This is a genomic window from Lignipirellula cremea, assembly GCF_056501455.1.
On the sequence record NZ_CM151415.1, the window covers coordinates 5,926,119 to 5,949,867 of the forward strand.

Consider the following 23,749-nt stretch of genomic DNA (forward strand, 5'->3'; position numbering starts at 1 on the left):
TGTTGACGGGGCCGCTGGAGGCAGCGCCATGCCGCTTCAGGGGTCGCCTGTCACGGGTCGAGGGCTATACTTCGGGGTCCGGCTTTTCTCTCGCCGACCCCGTTACGTGTTACCTTCTCCCGTCGATAAAGGAGAGCGCTGGTGCGCCCTCGTTCTGGATTTACGCTCGTCGAACTGCTGGTCGTCATCGCCATCATCGGAGTGCTCGTCGCGCTGCTCCTGCCTGCCGTGCAGGCGGCCCGCGAGGCGGCGAACCGCACGTCCTGCTCGAATAAGCTCAAGCAGATGGTTCTGGCGCTTCACAACTATCACGACATTCACAAGCTCATGCCGCCCGGTCGACTCGGCTGCGACGGCTCCGGCGCCTCGGTCTGCACGGCGACTCCGACGATCGATCGTCGCGGAAACAGCGGCTTCGTCCACCTGCTGCCGTTCGTGGAACAGGGACCGCTGTTCGATCGCATCGATTTCAACGTCGGTCTGTGGAAGATCTCGGGCGGCTCCTGGCCGCAGCAGAATCTCGACGTCGTGGCCCTTCGGCCCGACTTCGTCGTCTGCCCGTCCGACGTATCGAGCCCGGTCAATCTGGCCGGCGAAGGAAATATCGTCACCGGTCGTTCCAGCTACGCCTTCTGCTCCGGAACGATCGGGCCGTCGAACGGCTCGGGCGACTCGACCAAGTACTTCAACGACGGCGTGTTCATTTACACGACGCCGTTCGGACTGTCCGACTGCTTCGACGGAACGTCGAACACGATCTTCCTGGGCGAAGTCTCCGAAGGTCACGTCACCGGAAACCGCAACACCTGGGCGTTCGGATCCCGGCACATGGATTCGTTGCGCACGACCGAGAACCCGCTGAACACCGCGATCGGCCAGGGCGTGCTGTTCAGCGGACTGAACGGCGCCTTCCGGTCGCGGCACCCGGGCGGCGGGCAGTTTGCGCTCGGCGACGGTTCGGTCCGGTTCGTCGGCGAGACCATCGATCTCATCACCTACCGCGCCGCCTCCACGCGTTCGGGAGGCGAAGCGCTTCAACTTCCGTAACGAGCGTTCGCGCGGCAGCCGCGCGGAGGCAGTTTTCCGCTCCTTCTCCCCTTCGTCTCATCGCCATGTCGAGAATCCTTGCCGCTCTCGTTTCGACCGCTCTGGTCACGGTCCTCTTCGTCGGCTGCGACGACCGCCCGGCGCGGGTGCCCGTCTCCGGGACGGTCACCATCGACGGCGAACCTGTCGAGCACGGCACGATCATGGTCGTGCCGACCGACATGAAGGCGGCCTTCGGCAAGATCGGTCCCGGCGGCAAGTTCTCCTTGACCACGTTCGAGGAGAACGACGGCGTCGTGACCGGAACCCACAAGGTGACGGTCACCGCGACCGAGCCGCAGCCGGGCGGGCAGAAGTGGCACGCTCCGCAAGAGTATTCCGACCTCGCGAAGTCCGACGTCACCGTCACGGTCGACGGTCCGACCGAGGACCTCAAGGTCGAACTGTCCTGGAACGGCGGCAAGCCGTTCGTGCAGTCGTTCGGCGGCGGCGAGTGAGCCCGGGCTGACGCCCTACGTCGTTACCCGTCGCGACCTGCAGGAGTCGCGGCGAAGACGCTCTCCGCGGCACGCTCATGCCGCGAACGCTGCCCCTGGGGGCTGGGAAGTCGTCGTCGCTTCCGCTACCAATGTCGCTTGAGCCGCGTGGCCTCGCGAGGTCGGAGCCGCGCGATTCTGCGATATTCGAGCCGTAGGACCCGTGCGCAATAGGCCCCGGGCGCCGTCGCGCGACCGGTGCGCGCGGTCGGGCTCGATTTTCATCCTCCGCGAGCCTGCCGCCGAAACCCCGTCGGCGACGAAGAGAAGCGCCCGCCCATGATCACGCTGATCGTCGTCCTCTTCGTTCTCGGCTACCTGGCGATCGCGCTGGAGCATCCGCTGCGGATGGACAAGTCCGCGGTCGCGCTCTTCCTGGGCGTCACGCTCTGGGCGATCTACGCCATCGGCTACCCGCAGGTGCTGAGCGAAGCCGACGTGCCCGAGTGGTTCCGCCTGCAGCACGACCATCACGCGTCCGCGCCTTCCGAGCCGGGCGGGGGGACGCACGACGCGGCCGAGATCGAAGGAACGCCGATCGCCCCCGTCGAAACCTCGACGACGGACGACGCCGACGCGGAAGCATCCCCCGCGGCGGAATCCTCGGACGTCGCGGCGACGCATGCCGAGGGACACCCGACCGATCTGCGGCGGGAGTACCTGCTGGAGGGGCAACTTCTCCATCAGATCGCGGAGATCGCCAGCATCCTGTTCTTCCTGATGGGAGCCATGACGATCGTCGAACTGGTCGACGCGTTCGAAGGCTTCTCCATCATCACCAGTCGCATCACGACGCGGAACAAGGTGAAGTTGCTGTGGGCCATCTGCTGGCTCACGTTCTTCATGTCCGCCGTGCTCGACAACCTCACGACCACCATCGTGATGGTGTCGCTGCTCAAGAAACTCATCAAGGAGCGCGACACGCGCCTGCTGTTCGTAGGGATGGTGATCATCTCGGCCAACTCGGGAGGCGCCTGGACCGTCATCGGCGACGTCACCACGACGATGCTCTGGATCAAGGAGAAGATCACCCCGGGCCACACGATGGTCTGGGTATTCCTCCCCTCGGTCGTCTCCCTGCTCGTGCCGCTGATCGCCGTCTCGCTGCGGCTGAAGGGGGACGTCGAGTCGCCAGACTCGCTCGGCAGCGCGATGGGCCGGCACGTTCGACCGTTCCATCAGATGCTCTTCTTTTCGCTCGGCTTCGCCGGCCTGCTGGCGGTGCCGATCTTCAAGACCGTGACGCACCTGCCCCCCTTCATGGGGATGATGCTCTCGCTGAGCGTGATGTGGATCGCTTCGGAACTGGTCAAACACAGCCTGCACGAAACCGTTCGGTCGTCAACGCACGTCGTGGAGGTGCTGAAGCGGATCGACACGACCAGCATCCTGTTCTTCCTGGGCATCCTGCTCGCGATCGGCGCCCTTTCCTCCACAGGCATCCTGCGAGACCTCGCGGAGTGGCTCGACCGGACGGTGCCCAATCTGGAGATCGTCGCGATCGTGATCGGTCTCGTTTCGGCTGTGGTCGACAACGTCCCGCTCGTGGCAGCCGGAATCGAGATGTACTCGATGCCGACGGACGACCCGTTCTGGACGTTTCTCGCCTTTACGGCCGGAACCGGGGGCAGCGCCCTGATCATCGGCTCCGCCGCAGGCGTCGCCGCGATGGGCCTGGAGAAGATCGACTTCGTCTGGTACATGAAGCGAATCACGCCGCTCGCGCTGCTCGGTTATTTCGCAGGCGTGGGCACCTACCTGCTGACGGAGTACCTTATGGAAGACTACGCCGGCGCCTTCTTCGAGATCCTGCCCGAGTCGCTCCGTCAGATCCTCGGTTGAGGCGCACAGAGGCAAGCCCGACGCCTATCCTGAATCGTCGAGATGCGACATGGATCTCGACGACGATCCCTATCGCCCGCCCGCGTGGGAGCCGGAACTCCCCGATCCGCCGCAGGTTCGCGAACTGGCGGAGGACTCGCCCGAACTGTTCCGGAAGAGCGTCCGCGGCGGGGGCGTCGCGGCTCTGGTCGTGACGGCGATCGTCTTCTTCGTCGTGACCATGCTGCTCGGAGCGGGCGGCTTCTACGAGAGCCTGACGGCGCGGATGATTCTCGTCGCCGCTCTTCCTGCCGGACTCTGCGGCCTCGGCGCCTGGATCGGCTTCGTATTCCTCAGGCGACGGCTCTTCGCCCCCCGCCCGCGACGTCGACGAGGGCGTTACTGATTCGCAGAGCGGACCGCCTCAACCTGCGTACGGCTTGAGCGGCGAGAAGGCGATGCGGAACGTCCGTTCCGACGCGTCGTCGAAGCGGACGACGGCGGTCGTCTTCGGCCCGCGACCGCTGAGGCTGGAGATGCGTCCCAGGCCGTAGCTGGGATGCTCGACCGTCATCCCCAGGCGGAAGCTCTCCGGCGCGACGCGGGTGGGCGGTTCGTCCATCGCGTCGAAGTCGCCGGCGTCATGATGCGCTTCGCCGAACTCCTCCGGCGCCGGCTCGAACGAACCGTCGTCGACGACCTGGGCATCGTCGCCCCCCTTGGTTTTACCTTTCAGCCAGCTGGGACTGTTCGTGCGGATCCGCTGGTCGTAGATATCGTCGCCGTAGGGGTCGGCGTCGGAACTTGCTTCGCCCCAGCCGCCCCACTGCTGGTAGGCGGAAAGCGACGGCTCCTGAAGCGTCATCTCCTGCCGGGGAAGCTCCATCAGGAACTGGCTCGGGATCGTCGGATAGTTCCTGCCGCGGAAGGTGCGGTACTGGGCCATCGACAGGTGCAGCTCCTGCATCGCCCGCGTGATGCCGACGAAGAGCAGCCGGCGCTCCTCTTCCAGTTGGTCGGCGTCCTCGCGACTGCGCTCGTGGGGCAAGATCCCCTCCTCGACCGCGACGATGAAGACGGTCGGAAATTCCAGACCCTTCGCCGCGTGCAGCGTCATCAGCGTCACCTTCTCCGACGCCCCCTCGAAGGCGTCGGTGTCGCTGACCAGGGCCGACTGTTCCAGGAACCGTTCGAGCGTGTTGTCGCCCGGGAAGCGATCGTCGAACTCGCGCGCCGCGGAGCAGAGTTCCTCGATATTGGCGACGCGTTCGTGATCCTCTTCGGAACCGGACGCGAGCAGCGCTTCGCGATAGCCGGAGAGTTCGATCGCGTCGCGAATCAGATCCTCCATCCCGATCTCGCGCGGTCGCGACAGGGCGACCATCACTTCGTTGAACTTGCGCACCGCGTTAGCCGAACGCTTGTTGAGCGTCGCGAGCCACGCCTCGTCCCGGGCCGCGGCGAGCAGCGGCAGGCGGTTCTGTTCCGCGTAACCTTGCAGCCGGTCGGTCGTCGCCTTGCCGACGCCGCGGGTCGGCACGTTCACCACCCGCAGGAAGGCGATGCGATCGTCGGGATTCGCGATCAGCTTCAGGTAGGCGATGACGTCCTTGATCTCTTTGCGCTGGTAGAACTCCAGCCCCCGCACGATCTGGTACGGGATGCCCCGTTCGAGAAGCGCTTTTTCGAGCGTCCGCGACAGGGCGTTCGTGCGGTAGAAGATCGCGAACTCGGCAGGCGAGCGCCCCTCCTGCACGGCCTGGCCGATCTTCCGCGCGATCTGCTCGGCTTCGTCGGCGTGCGAAGGGTACGTCGTCAGCGCGACGGGGACGCCTTCTGGGTTCTCGGTCCAGAGGCTCTTCTTCTTGCGCTTGACGTTGTGAGCGATCAGTTCGTCGGCGACGCGGAGGATGGCCTTCGAACTGCGGTAGTTCTGTTCCAGCCGCACGACGCGAACGCTGGGGAAGTCCTTTTCGAACTCCAGGATGTTGCGGATCGTCGCCCCCCGCCAGCCGTAGATCGACTGATCCGGATCGCCCGTCACGGCCAGGTTCGGATACGTGATCGACAGTCCTCGGGCGATCGCGTACTGGGCCAGGTTGGTGTCCTGGTACTCGTCGACCATGACGAACTTGTAGCGTTCGTCGAGCTGCTGCCGGACGGGATCATGCTCCCGCAACAGGTAGGCCGTGTGCAGCAGCAGATCGTCGAAGTCGACGGCGTTCGCTTCGAGCAGCAACTGCTGATATTTGGGGTAAACGTCCGCCACGACCTGCCCTAACGGGTGGCCCTTTCGCGCCTGATAGTCCTGCGGGCGCATCAGCGCGTTCTTCGCCCAACTGATGCCGCCGGCGATCTGGTCGACGCTGAAGTAGTGGTAGTCGCCCGACTGTTCGATCGCGGTCTTCAGAATCTTGTGAGCGTCCTCGACGTCGTAGATCGAGTAGTTCTCCTTCAGGCCCACGAACCGGGCGTACTCCCGCAGCATCCGCGCGCAGAAGCGATGGAACGTCCCCATCCAGACGCGGGAGTGCGGAACCAGCGCTTTCAGGCGCTGATTCATCTCCTCCGCGGCCTTGTTCGTGAACGTGAGGGCGAGGATATCTCGATCGCGCACGCCTTCGTGCAGCAGGTAGGCGATGCGATGCGTGATGACGCGGGTCTTGCCCGAACCTGGCCCTGCCAGGATCAGCATGGCCCCCTGCACGTGCGAGACGGCTTCCCGCTGGGCCGGAGAGAGCCGCTCCAGCAGCGCGTCGCGAGGATCCTTCAGCGTCATGCGGCGAACGTCGGAGAAAGCGAAAGCGCCGGCGTTCCGTACCGGGCCGAGAGCGTGCGTTCGTTGTAGCGCCTCGCGAAGCTTCGCGGCAGTCGCACGCCGTCAGGATCGAAGGCCCGACCGCTCAGCGAGCCTTGTGTGCGATCAAGCCACGAGCGCCATGGACCGTACGAGACTCATAGGCATGACCGGGCCAGCCATGGCACACGGGATTCTGCTCGATGCACAGGAACGTAAGAACGCTTCCGGTCAAGCGCCGCGTTCTGTTGCGATAGCGAAGGGGCGCCAGCACGGCTCGCAAGTTCGCGATTCGGCTTCGATCGACGATGCTTCGAAAAACTTCGAAGTCGGAACCTCTTAGCGGCTGAACGGTTAAGCGAGCGTGAAGAGAGGCGGTCCGACGAATCTTGGAAAACCGACTTGGGGAACGCGACCTCGATGGCATAAAATCCTGCCCGTCGTCGTTGAGGAAAACGCGTCGAAGCACGGTCGACAAGCTGTCGATCGAATGTCGAAGCGACGTTCGGCGACGGTCGATCTGCTTGTCGATGCAGCGTCAGTAACCTGTCAGGAGAGTGAAGGATGGCTCGGACGCGCGTGCGTATGACTCCGGGTTACGAAGACGCCCAGACGCTGGGCAGCCGACTGGACATGAGCACGGCCGAAATCGGCCTCTCGGTCCGCACCACCAACTGCCTGGAGGAGTGCGGCATCTACACCGTCCGCGACCTTCTCAACACCACGCCCGATCGTCTGCTGGGCATCTCGAACTTCGGCGACAAGACGCTCGAAGAGGTCTACAAGGCGCTGGAGAGCGTGAAGTTCTATCGCCAGTGGCGCCGACCCGAAGAACAGCCGGCGAGCTAAGCCCCTTCCTTCGCTTCGACGCCGCCGGGAACCTGCCTCGCAAGACGCGACGCCGGAACGACCGACGGGAAGCGGAGGCACGAAACGCACGCGATTGCACGGTACCTGAAGGGGCGTCCGGGAAGTCCAAGAATCGGACAACTGCTCTGTCGATCTCCATCTTCGAAATCGGCGAGGCCTCTAGCCTCGGCGAGCTGCTGCGAAGACGGCGATCGTTCCGCACGCCAGGGATCAAGGCGCCCGGCCCCTTCTCGCACTGATGCTTTCTACGACTTAGAAGCGAACGTCTCCGGATAGTTCACGGACTCGAACGAATTCGCCCGGATCGGCTTCCTCGAACGCTGCGGTCGAGGAATTTGATCGGCGAAGCGCCACGGACTCGGCGCTCCGGAGACTTTTTTCGCGCTCTTCTCGCGAACGGCGCCGCTCGCGTATCGGTCGCTATCGTTCGCTCTTCGCGACCGCAGGCCCCACGCGAAGCGCGATCAGCGCCCCCCCTTCGTTGTCCGTCTGCCGCGCGAGCAGGACGCCGTCGCTGAGCGCGGGCAGCGCGCGGCAACTCGGCTTCGCGAGCTTCGCCTTCGCGACGGGGCCATACTCCGCAGGGCTCAGCGGAAACTGCGTCAACGTTCCGTCGACGTTCAGGCCGAGCGCCTCGTCGCCGACGCGAATCAGGTGCGTCATCCCCTCGCCTGACTCGCGCCACATCTCCTTGCCGTCTTCGACGCGCAGACAGACCAGATCGATGGCGCCCTGGTCTTCGCGCCCGTCGCAGCCATAGAGATAGCCGTCGTGCAAAATCGGCGTGGCGTACTGGCTCGACAGCGTGCGCTCGCTCGCCCAGACATCCACAGGTTCGGGACCCGAGACGTCGACCAGGCGGCAGCCGAGGTTGTAGCTCGCCGTGACGAAGATCCGTTTCCCTACGATCGTCGGCGTGGCGGCGTTGACCGTCGGACCCGTCTGGCCGAACCGCGTCGTGAACTGCACGTCCCCCTTGGCCGGGTCGATCCCGAGCAGCGAAAGCCGCGTGACGAAGACGACGGCGTCGCGAGTTCCGACCTTCGCCGCGATCGGAGAGCTATAGCTCGCCTGCTCGTCGGTCGCCTTCCAGAGCGTCTTGCCGGTGACCAGATCGAGCGCGACGATCCCCGCGCCGTCGCGGCCCCCGAGGTTCACCAGGATCCGGTCGCCGACGACGATCGGCGAACTGCCGGCGCCGAAGTAACTGTCGAAGATGCGGTACTGCTCGCCGAGCTTCCGCGACCAGACGATCGCGCCGCGCTCGCTCCCTGCCGTGCCCAGCTTTTCGCTCGCAGACGGGGTTCGGACGACGTGCATATCCGCTTCGGCGGTGAAGCAGACGATCAGATCGCGATCGGGGTCGCCCGGATCAGGCACGACGACGGGAGTCGCCCGCGGTCCTTCGTCCGGATCGATGGTTCCCTGATAAGTCGCCGGGAAGCCGACGCTCCATAACGCCTTGCCGCTCGCCAGGTCGAAGGCGTGCAGAAGGTTCGAGTCCTTCTGTCGATGCAGGAGGTAGGCGACGCCGTCCTTCGCGACCGGTCCGGCATAGCCGGCGCCGACGGCCTGCGACCAGAGCGCCTGCGGAGCGCCGGTCGGGCCCGCCTTCTGACGGTCCCAGACGATGTCGCCGTCAGCGAATAACGCCTCGCCCGTCGCGGCTCCGGTCCGATCGGGTCCTAAAATCTGCGGCCAGTCGCCGGCACGGACCTGCGTCGAGACGCCTGCCAGGCCCGTCGAAATCACGAGCACGGTCAACGCCAATCGACGCCAGGGCGCCGCAGCCATTCGGTAGGGGATCATCCTAGCTCCTTAGTGCGTGTCGCACTGACATTGAACCTGCGCGGCGCTTCGAATCCGGGAGTCTTCGGCGAACGAGGCGCTGCGGTTACGCGATAAGCGCTCCCTTAGGGATGCGTTCGCGGGTAGCGGTTGGGGCGTCGTCCGCCCGGGAAACAGCCCGTCGCAGCCGCAGATTGTCGATTCCCCACGACTCGCTAAGAAGGCTATAGTGCTAATTAGCGACGGAGTTTCCCGCATTTCGCCGACGAAGCCGCTCTGCCCGTGTCTCTATGAGCGGGGCGGGCTCGGATCGGCCGCGGGAGTTTCCGAAAGTCCGTCAGTGGAAGGCGACCACGTTGTCCCGCTGGATCCGATTCTACTATCCCAAGAAGCGCGGCGATCGTCACACGATCTCCTCGCGAACGGCAAGCGTCGGCGAGGCGGTCTTCTTCGCCGCGATGCTGCTGGTGGGATCGCTGTGCCTGACGGCGACGATTACGTCGCTGGCGATCGGCTTTCCCTGGCAAGGCGGGGCGTTCTTCTACCTCGGACTGTCGTTTCTCGCCGCGGTCAGCCTGACCTTCATGGGGATCGGGCTGTGGGGCGCCTGGCGACTGCTGTTGTCCCTCAACGTCTCGGCGGAACGGCGCAGTTCCTTCGGCGTTCGCGCCCGGCAGGAACTGCTGCTGAAGAAGCAGCGCCTGGAAGACGACTATCCGTCGGTGCCGCGGGAGGAGTTCATCTCCGACAGCCCCGGCACCCGCCTCGCGTATCGACTGCCGACGCTGTCGCCGGAAAGCTGGAAGCTCTGGATTTCCGCCGGATTCTGCGTCGTGTGGGACGCGACGGCCGTGATCCTGACGATGGTCACGCTGCAACTCTGGTCGCTGGGCCAGTTCGCGCCGCTGATCACGTGCGTCTCCGTAGCGTTCCTGGTCATCGGCGCGATCGCGTCGTATTTGTTCGTCCGCGCTCTGGCCCAGCACGTGGCGATCGAGCCCACGATCTGCGAAGTCGACGCCGCCCCGATGCTGCCCGGCACGGAGTGCGACGCCTGCCTGATTCAGCAGGGACAGGTCGCGTTCAAGCGGATCGTCGCCCGACTGGTCTGCGAGGAAGAGGCCATTTATCGCCAGGGGACCGACCTGCGGCAGGAGCGCCGGGCGGTGCATGACGAAACCCTGCTCGAGGCGTTCGACGTCGAAGCGACGCCGGGTCGACCCCTCAGCCTGCTGTTCAAACTGAAGACGCCCGCGTCGGCGATGCACTCGTTCCAGGCCAATCACAACGTCGTCCGGTGGCGCCTGATCGTCGACGCCGAACCGAAGTCCTGGCCCGCGTTTCGCCGGTCGTACCCGGTTCTGGTCCATCCGCTCCCGCCGCAGCGCAAGCGGGAGCCGGTGCGTCACGAGGCTGACGAACGTCAGGCCACGCACCAGCCCCTTCGCGGCCGCTACGTCGCCGCCTTCCATCAGCGGAGCTAGCATAAAAGCGGGGCCGGAGGGAGAGTTCGTCCGACGAACGACCCTGCCGCCCTTCCCTGTCCCGCCCGCGAATCGCTCGTCATAACCGGGCGATTCCGCGAACTGCCGCCCCTCTCCCTTTGAAGCCGGTCTTTGCGTCGGCGAAGCTCCTAGACGAGAATCAGCGATGACCGTCGCTTCCGTTCGTGTCAGGCCGCGCAGCCGCGTCGATATGGAACCTCTTCTCAGCCTGACCCTTCGCGAGCCCCGCCGGGCCTATCAGCCGGGCGAGGAACTGGAGTGGGAATATCAGGTCGACGCCCTCGACGCCGACCGGATCCAGGCGGTGGAATCGTCCGTCCTGTGGTACGCCGAAGGGAAAGGCGACGAGGACATGGCGGTTCATTACTTCGAACGTCGCGTCCCCGCGGACGATCCCGAAGGCGACCTGCGCCCTATGCGTCGCGTCCGCGTGACGCTGCCCAACAGCCCGCTCAGCTACCCCGGGGCGCTCTTTTCGATCCGCTGGTGCGTCCGCGTGCGCGTCTTCTATTCCCGCGGCAAAGAGCGGAACCGGATGGCCTCGCTCGATCATCCGTTTCAACTCGGCGCGGTTCCGCCCGCGACGCCCGTACCGGAGCCGGAGACGGAAGATGTCGAATCGCAGACGGTCGTCGACGACGAAGGGATCGGCTGAGCGGTGGTCGACGTCGACGCCAGCAACCCATTCGCGACGCGATTCGTCCGCCCTGACGCGGCGACCTACCTGACGCTGCAAACCCCTTCGATCGAAGAACTGGTCGAACGGTTCGAGCAACTCGGCCGCCGGGCGCAGATCCTCGGGCCGCACGGCGTCGGCAAGTCGACGCTGCTCGCGACGATCGTCAGCGAACTGCGCGACCGGGGCGAAGACGTGCATGCGATCACGCTGCATCTGGGCGACCGGCGCCTGCCTGCGGAATATGAGAAGGCGCTTCCCTGGACCGATCGATCCGTCGTCGTCGTGGACGGCGCGGAGCAGCTTTCCTGGCTGCGACGGCGCGGCCTGATTTTTAAGGCGACCAAGCACGGCTCAGGTCTTCTAATCACGACCCATACGGACCTGGGTCTGCCGACGCTGTGCGAACTGGTCCCGCGTGAACGCGACGCGGTGGCCATCGCGCGGCATCTCGATCCGCAGGGGATCGTCAGCGACGACGACGTCCGGGCCGCCTTCGCGCGGCGCAAGGGCGACCTGCGCGAGACGCTGTTCGACCTCTTCGATCTCTACCGGGCGAAGACGATCGAAATGCCTGAAGTCGGCGCGGAAACTGCTCCTGTCTCGCGGGCCCCTGAGACGCCGATCGCCGATCGAACGACCGAAAAATCGGGTCGCGACGACGCTGGCGATCGTAGCGATTTCGCGGGCGAGTGAACCCTCTTTCGCCGGCTGCGTACCGTAAAAGGGGATCGTTTTCCGCGACCCCTGACGCCCGTCAATCCGTAAAGGATCCCGTGCGCGGTACGACACGATCTTTCGCGGGCGATCAGCAGGAATCGTTCTTCGATTTTCGCTATTCGCCTCAAGCGACGCGTCCTAAGCTAGCCGTGAAACCGCGAATGTAGATCGTCGGCTCTTCTAAAACTGTCGAGGCTGTCATGTCCTTCCGACGCGTCACCACTTACGCCTGCCTGGCGCTCGCCGGGGGATGGGGCTTCTTCCCCTCGTCGGCGCACGCCTGCGGCCTGTTCAACTGGCTCTGGGGCGGCAACGACGCGACGACGGCCTACTACGCGCCGTACACGTCGTTCTACGCGCCGCAGACGTCGTTCATGCCGGGCGCCTGCGCCACGCCCGTCGTGGCCCAGCGTCCGCAGGTGACCTGGATGCCGGTCACCAACTTCGCCACCACGACGCAGGCCGTCCCGGTCACCTCCTACCGCCCGAACCTGTTCGGCGGCGGGCTGTTCGGCTGCAACTCGCAGGCGAACCAGGTCAATCGCGTCCCGATCACCAACTTCATGCCGGTCGCCGCGCCCGCGTGCAACACTTGCCCGCAGCCGCAGACGTCGTTCTCGCTGCCGGTGCAGACGGTCTTCTCGCCGCCGACGACCTTCTGCCCCGCCCCGACCTGCCCGACGCCGACCACGACGACGTTCCTGCCGCCGGTGTCGAGCTGCCCCACGAACGCGTGCACCTCGTGCAACGCGTGCAGCCCGTCGACGACCAGCTTCAGCGTTCCGACGTCCAGCTTCAGCTCGACGCCGACGACGACGTTCAGCGCTCCGACGACCACCACGTTCGGCCCCTCCACGACGACGATCGTCGAGCCTTCGAGCTCCTGCTCGTGCGGTTCGCACGCTTCGTCGGCCCCGGTCGGAACGGGCGCCCTGGTGGGCAACCCGACCTCGACCTACTCGAACGGCTCGACCGGTAGCTACCCGGGCGCGAGCACGGTTCCGGCGGACAGCCGTCCGACGCTGAGCGGGAACGAAGCGCCTCGCATCGACGGCAACTCGCTCGGCCTGCCGGAGACTTCGTACAGCACGAACTACGGCAACTCGTCGCTGTCGCTCTCGGCTCCCGAGGTTCGCGTCGAATCGAACGTCACCCCCGGTCCGATCCGCGCGGAATCCGATCTGCAGTTCGGCGTCCCGACGGTGCGTCCCTTCGACTCGTCGTCGCTTCCGATGAACCTGCATTCAGCGGCGACGGATGCGAACGCGGAAGCCTCGGCCTTCGGCGTCGCCCCGATGCGGGATCCGGAGACTCGCGACCGCGACGGTCGCCTGCTCGCTCCGCCGTTGCTGGACCCGCGTGCGAAGACCGCTTCGCTTCCGCCGGTCGGCGTTCGCCCGGCGTTCGACGACCGGATTCCGGTCATGGCGGCCAGCTTCCGGGTCGAGACCCCGGCCTCGATCGTTCCGGTGTCCGCCTCGCTGGCTTCGGCTGACACGCCCCGAGCCATCGAGAACAGCCCGGCCATCGAGACCACGGGTCTGCGTCTGATCGAAGACGCTCCCGTCGCCCACACCACCGCCAAGGTGGCCGTCGACTATCCCGTTTCGCAGAGCGGCTTCGCTGCCCCGGCGCCGAGCTTCGCTCCTGCGACCGACGGCGTCACGCAGCTCGACGAGAACCTCTGGCAGTCGGCTCGCTGATCAGCGTGCTGCCGTGCCGTCTTGCTCGCTCTTCATCGACGAGCGGGCGGACGACAATCGACGGAAAAAACCGTCGCCCCGACGATCGCTACGCTCCGCAGGTCTTTCCTGCGGAGCGTTTTTCGTGGACCCGCCCTCCGCGGGGTCTGGCGAACGCCGGTCCCGTCGCGGCGAGTTATCATGATCCCACGGCGCCCGCGCGATCTCCGCGACCGCGCGATGCCGCAGGTGGGCTGCCGATCGCTCGATGCCGATCGGCTACCCGCTACTCGTCCTCTCGCGCCTCTCCGCGTCTTATGAGAACGTTTCCGATTCGAGCTTCGCGAGCGATGGCTCTCGCGCTGCCCTTCTCGCTTCTTTCCGTCAGCGCGTTCGCGGAAGAACCTCCCGCGACGTCCGACGACTTTCCGAAGCTCGTCAACTCGCAGAAGCCGGGCGAAGAACCGCCGACGCCTGCCGAGGCGGCGGCCAGGATCACGGTGCCCGAGGGTTTCACCGCGACGCTGTTCGCGGGCGAGCCGGACGTGGCCCAGCCGATCGGCATGAACCTGGACGTGCGGAATCGCCTGTGGGTGGCGGAGTGTTACGTCTACGCCCGACCGCGGTGGCAGACGGAGTTCCGCGACCGGATCGTGATCCTGGACGACACCGACAACGACGGTCAGCACGACGTCCGGACCGTCTTCTGGGATCGCGGATCGAAGCTCACCAGCGTGCTGCCCGACGTGCATGGCGCCTGGATCCTCGACGACGGCTGCCTGAAGTTTCTGCCCGACTCGAATCGCGACGACGTGCCCGACGCCGAGCCGATCGTGCTGCTTGACGGGTTCGAGAAGGAACACGTCGGCCACAACATCGTCAGCGGCCTGATGTTCGGCCCTGACGGCTGGATCTACGGGCGACACGGCATCCAGGCGACGTCGTCGGTCGGCGCGCCGGGGACGCCCTCCGAAGAGCGGACGCAGCTCAACTGCTGCATCTGGCGATACCACCCGGAGCGAAAGGAGTTCGACGTCGTCGCCGAAGGGACGACCAATCCCTGGGGCCTCGACTACGACGACCGGGGCGAGTTCTTCTTCACCAACAACGTCATCGGCCATCTCTGGCACGTCGTGCCGGGCGCCTACTACAAGCGGATGTACGGAGAGCACCTCCGCGGCCACCTGTACGAGCTGATCGACCAGACGGCGGACCACTACCACTGGGATCAGTCGAAGGGCGACTGGACCAGTTCGCGTCTCGTCGAAGGGTCGACCGACAAGCTGGGCGGCGGCCATTCGCACTGCGGCGGGATGATCTATCTCGGCGACCGCTTCCCGGCGAAGTACCGCGGCAGCATGTTCATGTGCAACACGCACGGCAGGCGGATCAACGTCGACAAGCTGGTCAGGACGCCCGCGGGTTACGTCGGCGAACATGACGACGACTTCTTCTTCGCCAACCAGCCCTGGTTCCGCGGCATCTCGATCGTGCAGGACGCTGACGGCAACATCCTCGTCAGCGACTGGACCGACCTCGGCGAGTGCCACGACGACGACGGCGTCCATCGCACCAGCGGCCGCGTCTACAAGGTCGCCTACGGCGAAGCGCCTCCCGCGCGGAAGATCGACTTGGCGAAGCTCCCGACCGACGAACTGGTCGCCATGACGGGCGACGCCAACGAGTGGAACGTCCGCATGGCCCGCGTCGTGCTGCATCGCCGCGCGGAGGAACACGACCCGTCGATCGGCGAAGCCCGTAGCGAACTGAAGCGGCTGTTCGCCGAGTCCGATCGCGTCGAGACGAAGCTGCGGGCGCTGTGGGCGTTGCAAGTGACGGGCGGAGTGCCGCAAGACTTGGTCGTCCGATGTCTGGCCGCGGACAACGAATCGCTGCGAATCTGGGGCCTGCGTCTGCTGGAAGAGAACCACCGTGCCGGCGGCGACTGGCCCTTCGCGACAGCAATCGTCGAGCGCGCGAGCGAGGAGAAGTCGCTCTTCGTTCGCAAGTATCTCACCGCGATGGTCCAACATCTCGACCCTGCGACCCAACTCGATCTGGCCGCGAAGCTATCCGACTCGCCGGACGACGAGACGAATCACGACCTGACGCTGCTCGTCTGGTACGCGATCGAATCGTCTGTCGCCGAAGAGCCGAAGCTCGCGGGCGAACTGGCGCTTCGCACGCCGTCGGCCAAACTTCGCAGCTTCCTCGCGCGACGCCTGGCGAACGAACTCCGCGAAGGCGAAGAACCGGGCAAGGCGCTCGTCACCCTGCTGACCAAGACCAGCGGGCCGGATCGCGAGGCGGCGCTGATCGGCATCGCGGCGGGTCTGGAAGGCTGGGCCTCCGCGCCGAAGCCTGCCGGCTGGGAGGCGCTCGCCGCGAAGATCGAAAAGGACGCCAGCGCCGAAGAACGAGCGGCGCTCAAGGACCTCGCCGTCCTCTTCGGCGACGGTCGGGCGAAGGCCGAACTGCTGAAGATCGTCGCCGACGGCAAGGCCGACGGCCAGGCTCGCCGGGAAGCGCTCAAGCTGCTCGCGGAAACGAACGCTCCCGAACTTTCCGACATGCTTCCCAACCTGATCAACGACCGCATGACCTCGCTCGAAGCGGTGAAGGCGCTGGCCCGCTACGAACGGCCCGACGCGCCGGGCAGGATCCTCGGCGTCTGGGGTCGCACGGCTGAAGCCGATCGCGTCGTCCTGCTCGATACGCTCGTCTCGCGGGCGTCCTACGCGAAGCAGGCGCTCGACGCGATCGAGGGAGGTCGCATCCCCGCCGAAGCCCTTTCCGCATCGCAGGCCCGGCAGATCGCTTCGCTGGGCGACGCCTCGCTGGTCGAACGTCTGGAAAAGCTCTGGGGCCGCGTCTCCGCCTCTTCCGAAGAGAAGGAGGCCGCGATGAAAGCGTGGAGCGAACGCCTCGCGCCCGAGACGATCGCGGAGGGGAACCGTTCCGTCGGCAGAGAGCTTTTCAAGCAGCGCTGCGCGACCTGTCACAAGCTCTGGGGCGAGGGCGAGGCGGTCGGTCCCGATCTGACCGGCTCCAACCGGAAGCAGCTTTCTTACCTGCTGGAGAACGTCGTCGATCCCAGCGCGGTCGTTCCCAATCCCTATCGCATGACGCTGTTCGTGCTTGACGACGGCCGTACGATTTCAGGCGTCGTGTCGAGCGAAACGAAGGAAGCCGTCCGCATCCGCACCGCGAACGAAGAGGTCGTCGTTCCGACCGCCTCGATTGAGGAGCGGAAACTGACGACGCTTTCGCTGATGCCCGAGAACCTGTTCGAGAAGCTCGACGATTCGCAGATCCGCGACCTGACGGCTTACTTTCAGGGAGACGGACCTGCTCCGCTTCCCGACGCCGTCGACGATCCTGCGAGAACGCGTTAGTCGTCTGAGTTGAGAAACGCCGGAAGCGTACCGCTGCAATCGAGAGGCGAGCGGGGGATTCGAATCCCCCGAGTTCGTCGATCGAGCGCAACGAAGATCGAGCTTCAAAGCATGCGCGTTCGCGACCGAAGGATCGCGAACCGGACTCGAGGGGTTCACACCCCCCGCTCGCCTAAGAAGCGAAGAACGATCGACGTTTACTTGGTCAGAGTCCCCCTTCGCGTACCCGCGATGATCGATATCGACTGCTTCGGACTGACGCACCCCGGCCTTCGCCGCCCGAACAATCAGGACCAGTTCCTGATCTCGGAACTGCGAAAGACGATGGACGTGAAGTTTTCGTCGCTCGCCGAGCCGCTGCGTCCGCGCCTGGCCAACAGCGTCGAGTCGGGCTGGATGCTGATGGTCGCCGACGGTATGGGAGGTCATGCCGCCGGGGAACTCGCCAGCCAGCTGGTCGTAGAGACCGCGACGCTCGCCATGCAGTCGCTGATCCCGTGGTTCCCGCACGAGGGCGACTCTGCCGAGCGGACGCTCGCCGACGACGCCGAGCAGGTGCTGGATCGCTGCCGCAGCCGGCTGGCCCGGAGCGAACGCCGCCATCCCGAACGATCGGGCATGGGGACGACGCTGACTGTGGTGTTCATGGTCTGGCCGCGGGCGTTCGTCATGCATGTGGGCGATTCGCGGTGCTACGCCCTGGAAGGGGACAAGCTGACGCAGCTCACGAAGGACCACACCTTCGCTCAGCAGTTCATCGACGAGGGGGCCATGTCGCCCGAGCAGGCCCGGAGTTCGGCCTGGGCCCATACGCTCTGGAACGTCATCAGCGGCCAGTTGGAGGCCCCGGCGCCGGAGTTCCGACGGATCGACCTTCGCCATTACGACGCGCTGCTCCTGTGCTCGGACGGCCTGACCAAGCACGTGACCGACGACGCCATTGCCGCGACGCTGCTCGCGACCGACACCGCGCAGTCCGCATGCGAGCGTTTGCTCGCCCAGGCGATCGAAGGGGGCGGAACCGATAACGTCACCGTCGCCGTTTCGAGGTTCGTGCATGAAGGCGCGCTCGACCTTTCGGATACGGGCGAACGCGAATTGAGCGCGCTCGACGATCTGGACCGGTCGGGTTCCGCCGACACCGTCTCGCTCGATTAGCGAGCGCAGGGCGGTCGATACACGATCATTCGGCGAACGAGTGCGTCGCTCCGGCGAGCGGAGGGTGTGAGCCCTCCGTGTCTAAATCACTCGATGAATAGGAAATCACGGAGGGCTCACGCCCTCCGCTCGCCTGAAAGTCTTCGTGAGCGCCGCCTGGTCGGGGTCGTTCCGTATTTGCGGCGGCTCGCGATCGATCCTAGAATGCTTATAGACACGGAAGTTACGCCGCCAGAAGGTTTCGTTCAGGACGTGACGCGATTCGCTCGAATTCAGCGTCAGCGATCGACTGCGAAACGTCGGCCCGCGAGAGATCCTCGGCTCTCCGCCTGAACAAGCGCACCGTCGCTGGCCCGCTGTGGGACGCCCGGTCGCGCAGACGCACGGAAGCCGAGTCGTAGGCGCGTTCGCCTGTTGGACGCGCCCACTTCTCCCGCGCCGGCGAACGCCGCCCCGATCGCGGACGTAGAACGTCCGACGCATCCGAATCGCCCTTCGGCAGCGTAAGGTTGCCCGATTGGCCTCGCAGTTGCTATTTCCGCACGCATAGATTCACCAGGCGAGCAGGCTTTCCGCTCGCCCCCCATACCGCGACGTCTTCGACCGAGCGGAAGGTCGTTCGTCGCCCGGTCAGGATGTTCTTCATGCGTAACGCCAGCGCCTTCGCCGCCCTCTCCGTCGTCGCGACCCTCCTTTGCTTCTCGAACGAGGCTCAGGGTCAGGACTGGGCCCGCAAGATGTTCGAGGAGACGAAGCACGAATTCGGCGTCGTCGCGAAGGACGCCAAGACGACCTATGACTTCGTCTTCACCAATAAGTACGTCGAAGACGTGCATGTCGCGTCGGTCCGCACCAGTTGCGGCTGCACGACGGCGACCATCGTCGATCGCGACGTGAAGACCTGGGACAAGGGCGTCATCCGGGCTCAGTTCAATACCGACCGCTTCACCGGCCGGCGCGGAGCCACGATCACCGTCACCTTCGACCGGCCCTTCTACGCGGAGGTCCAGTTGCGAGTCGACGGGTCGATCCGCAGCGACCTGGTCTTCAACCCGGGCGAGGTCGAATTCGGAACCGTCGACCAGGGCGTGGCGACCAACAAGCAGATCGAAGTCGTCAGCTTCGGCAAGGCGAACTGGAAGATTCAGGACGTCCGGAGCGTCAGCAACTTCCTCTCGGTCCAGATCCTGGACGAGAACCGTCAGAACGGCAAAGTCACCTATCGCCTGGGCGTCAACCTGAAGGAGACCGCTCCCGCGGGCTACCTGCAGAATCAGCTTACGATCGTCACGAACGACCCGGCGCTGACGAACGTGCCGATCGTGGTGACGGGCCGCGTGCAGCCGTCGCTGACGGTCAGCCCGCAATCGCTGCACCTGGGCGACCTGCGACCGGGCGAAGCATCGACCAAGAACCTGGTCGTGAAGAGCAAGGCCCCGATCCGCATCGCGCAGATCGTCTGCGGCGACCAGAACGTCGCGTTCAAGTTCGATCCGCAGAAGCTGGCCCAGCTTCACGTCATCCCCGTGACGATGACCGGCTCCGACGCGGCAGGCAAGGTGCTCGAGCGGGTCGTGATCCGCACCGAAAACGGCGCCGAAGCGACCTTCGATCTCTCGGCTACCATCTTCGAAGCGGAGAAGACCGCTCCCGCCGTCGCCCTCGATTCGCCCGTCGTTACGACGCCGATCAACGACTGACGCAAGCCGCTGACACGAACCTCGCAGGGGGCAGGCGAAATCGTCTGTCCCCTTTTTTCGTGGAACGGATCCTCGTCGAAGGGTGCAGACGTAAAACGCTTCTCTCGCAGCCGGCTGGCGCAAGTCTTATCGAGATGAAGCGCCTTGATTCCGTGTGCCATGGCTGGCTTGCCCAGCCGTGATAGCCCTTTGCCAGATTCGGCACGGCTGGACAAGCCAGCCAAGGCACACGGGAGCGTTCTAGACGCTAAACGGCGATGCAAAACGCTTAGCTCCAGCCGTCGCTGGATGAAGCTTCGGGCAGCGGTTCTTCCCGGCTGAGGGCCCGTCGACGAGGAGTCGCCGGGGCGGGCCGCTCGCGACGGGGCGTCGGCACGCGACGCTCTTCCTCGCCCTCCGCATCGCGGCGTTTCATCGGTCGCGCGGAAGTAGCGACGCGGCTGACGGCGCTCTCCGCGGCGACCTGGCGATCGACCGCGATCGGATCGGACGGTTCGTCGAAGAGCGCCTGCAGCGCGGGCGTCAGTTCGCCGTCGTGCAGCGCGAACTCCAGCGGCGCCGTGGGCTCGTCCCAGTCGGCGAACGAGCGCGATTCGATCAGCCGGGAATCGCGATCCTCAACCGGGAGTACATTCGCGACGGCCGCCGCGCGCAGGCGTGCCGGTCGCGCGATGGCGTGCGTCGGCGCCTCCTGCAGGAACAGTTCGCGTTCCCGGGCGAGTTCGTCCTCCTCCGACAGTTCCTGTTCGTGACGCTCCGCCCCGGCGCCGCGGGAGCAGTAGGCCCAGCCGTTCCACCATCCGGCGGCGAGGGCGATGGCCCAAAACGACGCTGCCGCCGCGTTCGCGTCGTCGCCGACGCCGATCCAGCGAAGCGCGACCGCCATGGCCGCGACCGAAGCCGCGAGCGTCGCGAAGGGGGCGCCGGTCCAGAGATCGCCTCCCCCCCGAGTCGCGCTCAAGCGATGTACGAGAGCGGTCGCCAGCCACGCCCCGGCTGCGAGGGGCGCCGTCGCGAGCCACTCCTCATGCCACGGAATGCCGAGCCACCCGGCGATGCCGAGCGTCTGCGCCAGCGAACACCCGCCCGCCCACAGGACGGCGGTCACGTCGCGCACGCTGCCCAGCGCGATCATCAGTCCGGCCGCCGCGACGCCGAGAGCGAAGACGGTCGTCTGCAGGGCGAACCGGCGGCGCTGGTCCGAACGATTCGCGGCGGTGACGGCCGGTCCCCCGACGTCGGCGCCGACGCTGCGAAGCGCGGCCACGAATTTCGTCGCTTCGACGCCCGGTTTGGGAAAGATCCAGAGCAGGGGCGATCCGTTCGAGGCGGCGAAGCGGTCGGCCTCTCTGACGCCGGCGACTCCGGCGCGCGAGTCGCTTCCGCCGGAACTCGCTTGCCCGCCGAACGACGCGAGCGCCGCGACTTCGCGGTCTCTGCGAATCAGCCAGGCCTCGAAGCAGCGACCGAGCGCCCGATCGACGTCGGCAGGACGCATCCGCGCCGTGCGCACGAGCGCCGCCTCAGCCAGTCGCCGGCGCTCCGACGTCGAGGCGGCCGAACCTTCGCCCGTCGTTTCATTGCGCAGTTCGCCCATGAACGCGGCCCAGTCGGGCGTCGCCGTCAGCGTCGTCGCGGAAGGGAGCGAAAGGGCCGCCATTTCGATCCGCCTCAACCGGGCGTCGTCGACGGAGGAGCCTTCGACGCGACCGTCGCTTCCTGCCGCCGTGGCGTCGACCGCGTCGAGCGCCGCGAAACGCGACCGGGCGAGACGTAGTTCATCGACCGACGAAGCGACGTAGAGCGCGAAGCGCCGGTCGGCGATCCCGGCTCGCACGTTCTCCGAGGCGCCGGCGGCGTCGGAGATTTCCGTCCCGGTTCGCAGATGAATCGCGCCCCACGCCAGAAAAAGCGTCCCGGCGAAGGTCAACGCCGCGACAGACGACGCCACGCCGGGACTGGCGCCGCGAACGCTGCGGGAATGGGCGTGACCGAGTCTGCCCCAAGCGCCGAAGCGTCGCACGCTCCACAAACAGGCGGGAAAGAACGCCAGCCAGAGCGCTCCCGAAAGGAGGGACCATCCGGCGACGACGCGGAAGAGGGCTCGCGCTCCCGGGGCATCGCCGGTCGCCGCGATTCCGTAGACGATCGTCACGACGAACAGCGGAACCAGCGCCGCCGTCCCGGCGCTCGCGAGCGCGGCGACCAGCGCCCGCTGCGGCGACGATTCGACGTCCAGCGCCGACGCCAGCGCGCTCAGGAGCAGCGTCGCGACGAGCGCCGTCCAGACGGTAAGGGCCAGGCTGAGCGAGGCGGGAGAGACCAGCCCTTCGAAATCCGCGGTCCACGATAGTGCATACGCGCCCCAGCCCGCCGCCAGCGCGGCGACCGCCGCCACGGCGAAGCGTCGCAGATCGCCCGCCGCCGAAGCGGCCAGCGCCGCGGCCCCCAGCAGCGTGACCAGATCCCACCACGTCGGTCCGCTGGGGCGCGTCGCTTCCACGATCCGCCCGTACCCGGGACCGGAGGGCGTCCAGGCGACGCTCGGCCAGCGCAGGCGAACGGCGTCCAGGCCTTCGGAAAGCTTTGCGTGCGCGAGTCGCTGCTCGCTCGCGATCTTGGCCGCCGCGGGCGTCAGCCGCGCGAAGACCCGGGCCTCGCTCGCCTCGGGAGCGATCGCCGCCGAGAGCGACCAGAACGTATCGAACGTCTCGGCCAGTCGTGCGAGAGCGTCCGCCTCCCCGGCGTCGTCGCTTCGCGACACGCGCTGCGCTGCGGCGTAGAGCAATCCGTCCGCTTCGAGCGCATGCATCGGCGAAACCTCGCCCTGCTGCGCGAGCGTCCGCCAGAGTTCGGCAGGCGAGACGGTTCCGTCAGCTTGCAGAGGGAGCGCCTGCCAGAACCGGATGCGATCCTCCGCCCGGCGGATCGCTTCGGCCGAAACGCCCTGCTCTGCCGACGGCAGAACGGTTTCCGCTTCCCCGGCGTCGCGAGCGTTCGCACGGGCGGCATGCGACGGAGTCGCGAAGCGAACCTCGACGTCGGAGAATAATTCGCCTTCTGCCGCAAGCAGGCGTACGGCCTCGCTCGTCGCGTCAGCCAGTTCCGCCGGGTCGTATCCCTCGCGAAGCTGCGCCCGGAGCACGATCTCCCGTTCGAACGCCGGCTCCTGAGGACGTGCGGCGACGAGCGTCGGCAGGCCGAGAAATTCGGCGATCGGCGCACAGGCCGGGTGTCCGCTCAGGACGTACGCTCCCCCCGCCGCCGTGAGGAGGCCGACGCATAGCAGGACCGTTCGCGGCAGCCGCAGGATCCCGTGGATCCAGAGCGACCAGCCCCGCTCGATCCACGAGGGATTGCCGGTGGGGAGGGACATCCTTGTCGTCCCAGGCCGCGCGTCGCATCCGCCGTACGAATCGCCAGTCGGAAACGACGAACGACGCGGATTCCTTCCGCGGCTCGTTCGGGCAGCCTGGCGAAACAGGGCAAGACGATCGCGACGCGCGAGAATCGTCCGGCGTCATTGGAAGCGAGCGGCCCTCCCCGCTCAAGACGAGTTTCCGCGTTCGGCGTTCGGAGGTACGGCGACTCGTTACTTCTTCCGGCGAGCGAAGGTGTCAGCCCTCCGTGTTTTCAACGCGACGGGCGATGAAGCGCTCCGAGAACGGAGGGAAACCCGAACGGCCTTTTCGAACGCGGGCGGCACGGGTATTCTCATGGATTCCCGTCGTCGTTCTCGCCCGAAGCGCCGATCTTCTCTCGGCTGACAGGCTCCCGACGCCGTTTTCGCGACAAACTCCGTCCGCCGGGACGGTTCCGTTCGCCGACTTCTGAAATCGGGGCCGCATCCCGCGGTCTCGCCGCCTGGAAGTCGCCCGTTCGTTCACGACAGGATTTTCCGCACATGGCTAAGCCCCATCGCAAGCTGAAGAAGGCGAATCACGGCGCCCGTCCCGCCAGCGCCAAGGCCCGCAAGGCGAAGCGCAAGCACATCAAGACCTGATCGCCGAACCCTGAAGGCTGCTGCGAAACGCCGTAACGGCTGTTCGCAGCG

16 protein-coding genes are annotated in these 23,749 nt (G+C 66.2%); 13 read left to right on the forward strand and 3 right to left on the reverse strand.

Going from position 1 to position 23,749, the window contains the following annotated elements:
• Positions 1-141: 141 nt before the first annotated feature.
• From SH602x_RS23295 to SH602x_RS23310, 4 genes are all read left to right on the forward strand, one after another.
• Positions 142-1,047 carry a DUF1559 family PulG-like putative transporter gene (locus SH602x_RS23295; RefSeq protein ID WP_479474555.1) on the forward strand — a complete coding sequence of 302 codons (906 nt, stop codon included), beginning with the start codon at positions 142-144 and terminating at the stop codon, positions 1,045-1,047.
• Between the two features lie 65 nt (positions 1,048-1,112).
• Positions 1,113-1,544: a hypothetical protein gene (locus SH602x_RS23300; RefSeq protein ID WP_479470727.1), complete on the forward strand. Its 432-nt coding sequence runs from the start codon at positions 1,113-1,115 to the stop codon at positions 1,542-1,544.
• Between the two features lie 318 nt (positions 1,545-1,862).
• The gene (gene nhaD / locus SH602x_RS23305) at positions 1,863-3,425 is read left to right on the forward strand and encodes a sodium:proton antiporter NhaD (protein WP_479474556.1); all 1,563 of its coding nucleotides are present in this window, start codon (positions 1,863-1,865) and stop codon (positions 3,423-3,425) included.
• 49 nt (positions 3,426-3,474) lie between these two features.
• Complete coding sequence (locus SH602x_RS23310; protein WP_479470725.1) at positions 3,475-3,810, forward strand: hypothetical protein; 336 nt, start codon at positions 3,475-3,477, stop codon at positions 3,808-3,810.
• Positions 3,811-3,828: 18 nt separating this feature from the next.
• On the opposite strand, the gene SH602x_RS23315 is transcribed toward SH602x_RS23310, so the two are convergent.
• A complete protein-coding gene (locus tag SH602x_RS23315; protein ID WP_479474557.1) occupies positions 3,829-6,183 on the reverse strand; it encodes an ATP-dependent helicase in 2,355 nt (784 codons plus the stop codon).
• A gap of 582 nt (positions 6,184-6,765) precedes the next feature.
• On the opposite strand from SH602x_RS23315, the gene SH602x_RS23320 reads away from it, so the two are divergent.
• Positions 6,766-7,050: a DNA-directed RNA polymerase subunit alpha C-terminal domain-containing protein gene (locus tag SH602x_RS23320; RefSeq protein WP_479470723.1), complete on the forward strand. Its 285-nt coding sequence runs from the start codon at positions 6,766-6,768 to the stop codon at positions 7,048-7,050.
• A gap of 441 nt (positions 7,051-7,491) precedes the next feature.
• Here SH602x_RS23320 and SH602x_RS23325 read toward each other — a convergent pair whose 3' ends face one another.
• The gene (locus SH602x_RS23325; protein ID WP_479474558.1) at positions 7,492-8,880 is read right to left on the reverse strand and encodes an outer membrane protein assembly factor BamB family protein; all 1,389 of its coding nucleotides are present in this window, start codon (positions 8,878-8,880) and stop codon (positions 7,492-7,494) included.
• Positions 8,881-9,215: 335 nt separating this feature from the next.
• Here SH602x_RS23325 and SH602x_RS23330 point away from each other — a divergent pair, with 335 nt between their 5' ends.
• The 7 genes from SH602x_RS23330 to SH602x_RS23360 all read left to right on the forward strand — a co-directional run bounded on the left by SH602x_RS23330 (position 9,216) and on the right by SH602x_RS23360 (position 19,695).
• Positions 9,216-10,343, forward strand: a complete 1,128-nt coding sequence (locus tag SH602x_RS23330) for a hypothetical protein (protein WP_479470720.1) — start codon at positions 9,216-9,218, stop codon at positions 10,341-10,343.
• Positions 10,344-10,554: 211 nt separating this feature from the next.
• Positions 10,555-11,019, forward strand: a complete 465-nt coding sequence (locus SH602x_RS23335) for a hypothetical protein (RefSeq protein WP_479474559.1) — start codon at positions 10,555-10,557, stop codon at positions 11,017-11,019.
• 3 nt (positions 11,020-11,022) lie between these two features.
• Entirely contained in the window at positions 11,023-11,736 is a 714-nt protein-coding gene (locus SH602x_RS23340) for a hypothetical protein (RefSeq protein ID WP_479474560.1), read from the forward strand.
• A gap of 224 nt (positions 11,737-11,960) precedes the next feature.
• Positions 11,961-13,463 carry a hypothetical protein gene (locus SH602x_RS23345; protein WP_479474561.1) on the forward strand — a complete coding sequence of 501 codons (1,503 nt, stop codon included), beginning with the start codon at positions 11,961-11,963 and terminating at the stop codon, positions 13,461-13,463.
• Positions 13,464-13,792: 329 nt separating this feature from the next.
• A complete protein-coding gene (locus SH602x_RS23350; protein ID WP_479474562.1) occupies positions 13,793-16,837 on the forward strand; it encodes a PVC-type heme-binding CxxCH protein in 3,045 nt (1,014 codons plus the stop codon).
• A 231-nt stretch (positions 16,838-17,068) separates the two neighbouring features.
• The gene (locus tag SH602x_RS23355; protein ID WP_479474563.1) at positions 17,069-17,995 is read left to right on the forward strand and encodes a PP2C family protein-serine/threonine phosphatase; all 927 of its coding nucleotides are present in this window, start codon (positions 17,069-17,071) and stop codon (positions 17,993-17,995) included.
• 644 nt (positions 17,996-18,639) lie between these two features.
• Positions 18,640-19,695, forward strand: coding sequence for a DUF1573 domain-containing protein (locus tag SH602x_RS23360; protein ID WP_479474564.1), 1,056 nt, complete (start codon positions 18,640-18,642; stop codon positions 19,693-19,695).
• A gap of 268 nt (positions 19,696-19,963) precedes the next feature.
• Here the strand turns inward: SH602x_RS23360 and SH602x_RS23365 are convergent, their stop codons facing one another.
• Entirely contained in the window at positions 19,964-23,071 is a 3,108-nt protein-coding gene (locus SH602x_RS23365; protein ID WP_479474565.1) for a hypothetical protein, read from the reverse strand.
• A gap of 528 nt (positions 23,072-23,599) precedes the next feature.
• On the opposite strand from SH602x_RS23365, the gene SH602x_RS23370 reads away from it, so the two are divergent.
• Positions 23,600-23,698: a 50S ribosomal protein bL37 gene (locus SH602x_RS23370; RefSeq protein ID WP_479470712.1), complete on the forward strand. Its 99-nt coding sequence runs from the start codon at positions 23,600-23,602 to the stop codon at positions 23,696-23,698.
• Positions 23,699-23,749: the final 51 nt, after the last annotated feature.

What these genes read in the sequence shown, in the direction of transcription:
- SH602x_RS23300 (WP_479470727.1), top strand. Translation starts at nt 1,113, where the DNA reads ATGTCGAGAATCCTTGCCGCTCTCGTTTCGACCGCTCTGGTCACGGTC.
- nhaD (WP_479474556.1), top strand. Translation starts at nt 1,863, where the DNA reads ATGATCACGCTGATCGTCGTCCTCTTCGTTCTCGGCTACCTGGCGATC.
- SH602x_RS23310 (WP_479470725.1), top strand. Translation starts at nt 3,475, where the DNA reads ATGGATCTCGACGACGATCCCTATCGCCCGCCCGCGTGGGAGCCGGAA.
- SH602x_RS23315 (WP_479474557.1), bottom strand. Translation starts at nt 6,183, where the DNA reads ATGACGCTGAAGGATCCTCGCGACGCGCTGCTGGAGCGGCTCTCTCCG.
- SH602x_RS23320 (WP_479470723.1), top strand. Translation starts at nt 6,766, where the DNA reads ATGGCTCGGACGCGCGTGCGTATGACTCCGGGTTACGAAGACGCCCAG.
- SH602x_RS23325 (WP_479474558.1), bottom strand. Translation starts at nt 8,880, where the DNA reads ATGATCCCCTACCGAATGGCTGCGGCGCCCTGGCGTCGATTGGCGTTG.
- SH602x_RS23335 (WP_479474559.1), top strand. Translation starts at nt 10,555, where the DNA reads ATGGAACCTCTTCTCAGCCTGACCCTTCGCGAGCCCCGCCGGGCCTAT.
- SH602x_RS23345 (WP_479474561.1), top strand. Translation starts at nt 11,961, where the DNA reads ATGTCCTTCCGACGCGTCACCACTTACGCCTGCCTGGCGCTCGCCGGG.
- SH602x_RS23350 (WP_479474562.1), top strand. Translation starts at nt 13,793, where the DNA reads ATGGCTCTCGCGCTGCCCTTCTCGCTTCTTTCCGTCAGCGCGTTCGCG.
- SH602x_RS23355 (WP_479474563.1), top strand. Translation starts at nt 17,069, where the DNA reads ATGATCGATATCGACTGCTTCGGACTGACGCACCCCGGCCTTCGCCGC.
- SH602x_RS23360 (WP_479474564.1), top strand. Translation starts at nt 18,640, where the DNA reads ATGCGTAACGCCAGCGCCTTCGCCGCCCTCTCCGTCGTCGCGACCCTC.
- SH602x_RS23365 (WP_479474565.1), bottom strand. Translation starts at nt 23,071, where the DNA reads ATGTCCCTCCCCACCGGCAATCCCTCGTGGATCGAGCGGGGCTGGTCG.
- SH602x_RS23370 (WP_479470712.1), top strand. Translation starts at nt 23,600, where the DNA reads ATGGCTAAGCCCCATCGCAAGCTGAAGAAGGCGAATCACGGCGCCCGT.